Origin of the sequence: Rubrimonas cliftonensis (genome assembly GCF_900107585.1) — a bacterium.
GTDB lineage: Bacteria > Pseudomonadota > Alphaproteobacteria > Rhodobacterales > Rhodobacteraceae > Rubrimonas > Rubrimonas cliftonensis.
In genome coordinates, this window is the sequence record NZ_FNQM01000071.1 from 1 (window position 1) to 2,547 (window position 2,547).

Sequence of the window (2,547 nt, forward strand, 5' to 3'; positions counted from 1 at the left end):
CATCGTCCTTGTTCGTGATGTTATATGATTACATAACGCGTGAAAAGGAAAGGACACGCCGTGGCCGACCTCGACCGCATCCCCGTCACGCTGCTGACCGGCTTCCTCGGCGCCGGCAAGTCGACGCTGCTGAGCGCGATCCTGCGCGACCCGCGTTTCAGCGACACCGCAGTGGTGGTGAACGAGTTCGGCGAGGTCGGGCTCGACGGAGCGCTGATCGCGCACGCGCCCGAGCAGATCGTGGAGACCACGACCGGCTGCCTATGCTGCACGGTGCGAGGCGACATCAGCGCGACGCTGCTGCGCCTCCACGCCGACATGGCGGAGGGGCGCAACGGCGGCTTCGCGCGGCTGGTGATCGAGACGACGGGTCTCGCCGATCCCGCCCCGCCGATCCAGACGCTGATCGCCGACCCCAGGCTCGTGCGGCGCTTCGCGCTGGCGGGTGTCGTGACGGCGCTCGACGCGGTGAACGGCGACGCGACGCTCGACCGCCATGCCGAGGCCGTGCGGCAGGTGGCCGTCGCGGACCGGATCGTGCTGACCAAGACCGATCTTGCGCGCGACCCGGCCTCCCGGCGCGACGTGGCGACGCTGGCGGCGCGGGCGCAAGGGCTGGCGCCGGGCGCCGCGGTGATCGACCGCGCCGATCCCGGCTTCGACCTGCGGCGGCTGTTCGACATGACGGCGTTCGACCCCGCGGCGAAGCGCATGGACGTGCGGGCGTGGCTGAACGCCGAGGCGCTGGCGGACGGCGCGCATGACCACGCGCACGACCACCACCATCACCACCATCACCACCATCATCACGACGTGTCCCGCCACGGCCCCGACATCCGGGCGTTCTGCGTCACGCTGGACGCGCCCGTGCCGACCATGGCCTTCACGACGGCGCTGGAGCTCTTGATCGCCAATCAGGGCCCGGCGCTGCTGCGCGTGAAGGGCATCGTCTGCCTCGCCGAGAAGCCCGAGCGCCCCGTGGTCATCCACGGCGTGCAGCATGTCTTTCATGACCCGATGATCCTCGACGCCTGGCCCGACGACGACCGCCGCACCCGGCTCGTCTTCATCACCCAAGGCGTCGGCCGGGCGCCGGTCGAGGATTTCCTGCGCGCCTGGGCCGGCGCGGGGGGCGCGCTCGCGGGCGCGGCGCCTTGAAGCGCCGCGTGCTGCGCGCAGCGCGAGACGCCACATGAGTTGATTGTTATATCATTGCACTCTGACGCGCGCCGCGTCGGGACAAATCGAGGGAAACGCTCAGCATGATCGGCTTCATCCAGCGCCTTCTGGGCGGAAAACCAGCGAAGGAGAAACAGAACTTGATCGCCTTCACGATGATCGGAACCAACGACCTTGCCAAGGCGACCGCCTTCTACGACGCGCTGATCGGCGAGATGGGCGGCAAGCGCGCCGTCGATCTCGGCGACGCCGTCCTTTACGCCGGTCCCGACGGCGGGCCGCTGTTCGCCGTCACCGAGCCCGCCGACAAGAACCCGGCGACGGTCGGCAACGGCGCCATGATCGCGCTGGCGGCCCCAGACGACGCCAGCATCGACCGCTGGCACGCGAAGGCCGTATCGCTGGGCGCAGCCGACGGCGGCGCGCCGGGCGCGCGCGAGCGCGGGCCGCTGAAGTTCTACGCCGCCTATTTCCGCGACCTCGACGGCAACAAGCTGAACTTCTTCCGCCTCTACTGAGCCTGTCGGGCGGAGCGCCGTTGCGCCCCGCCCGCCTTCGTCATGCCGGGACGATCACGCCCGGCAGCGAGTTCACCGTCATGGTCTCGTCGGGGCGGAAGTGGATGACGGAGCGGATCGAATGGCCGGCCTTCAGCAGGTCGAAGGCGGTGTTGATCTGGCCGTGGGTCATGTGGTGGGTGATGTAGGGATCGACGCTGAAGTCGCCCCGCAGCCATTCGTCCACCATGCCCGGCAACTGGCTGCGCCCCTTCACGCCGCCGAAGGCCGTGCCGCGCCAGACGCGCCCCGTCACCAGCTGGAAGGGCCGGGTCGAGATCTCCTGTCCCGCGCCCGCGACGCCGATCACGGTGCACTCGCCCCAGCCCTTGTGGCAGGCCTCGAGCGCGGCGCGCATGACGTGGACGTTGCCGATCGCCTCGAAGGTGTAGTCGAGGCCGCCGCCGGTCATCTCGACCAGCACCTCCTGGATCGGCTGCGCGTGGTCCTTGGGGTTCACGCATTCCGTGGCGCCGAGCGCCATCGCCAGCGGGAACTTCGCCGGGTTGGTGTCGATGCCGATGATGCGCGATGCGCCGTTCATCACCGCGCCCTGGATCACCGCCATGCCGACCGCGCCGAGGCCGAAGACCGCCACCGTCGCGCCGGCTTCGACCTTGGCGGTGTTGCGCACTGCGCCCATGCCGGTCGGCACCGCGCAGCCCATCACCGAGGCCTTGGAGAGCGGCGCCTCGGGGTTGATCTTCGCCACCGAGATCTCCGGCAGCACCGTGTATTCGCTGAAGGTGCTGGCGCCCATGTAGTGCAGGATCGGCTTGCCCTTGTGGCTGAAGCGCGACGTGCCGTCGGG

Annotated in this window: 3 protein-coding genes; 2 read left to right on the forward strand and 1 reads right to left on the reverse strand. The window is 69.6% G+C overall.

The features are described from left to right. The first annotated feature begins 60 nt into the window (after positions 1 to 60). Together BLW43_RS22515 and BLW43_RS22520 are read left to right on the forward strand one after the other, a co-directional pair. Complete coding sequence (locus tag BLW43_RS22515) at positions 61 to 1,158, forward strand: CobW family GTP-binding protein (RefSeq protein WP_093257161.1); 1,098 nt, start codon at positions 61 to 63, stop codon at positions 1,156 to 1,158. 104 nt (positions 1,159 to 1,262) lie between these two features. Next, positions 1,263 to 1,697, forward strand: a complete 435-nt coding sequence (locus BLW43_RS22520) for a VOC family protein (protein WP_217632295.1) — start codon at positions 1,263 to 1,265, stop codon at positions 1,695 to 1,697. 40 nt (positions 1,698 to 1,737) lie between these two features. Here the strand turns inward: BLW43_RS22520 and BLW43_RS22525 are convergent. After that, positions 1,738 to 2,547 (reverse strand): zinc-binding dehydrogenase (locus BLW43_RS22525; RefSeq protein WP_093257163.1); only part of this gene is annotated, 810 nt, incomplete at its 5' end.

Bases quoted from the DNA above. Each gene is read 5' to 3' on its own strand.
- BLW43_RS22520 (WP_217632295.1), top strand. From the start codon at position 1,263: ATGATCGGCTTCATCCAGCGCCTTCTGGGCGGAAAACCAGCGAAGGAG.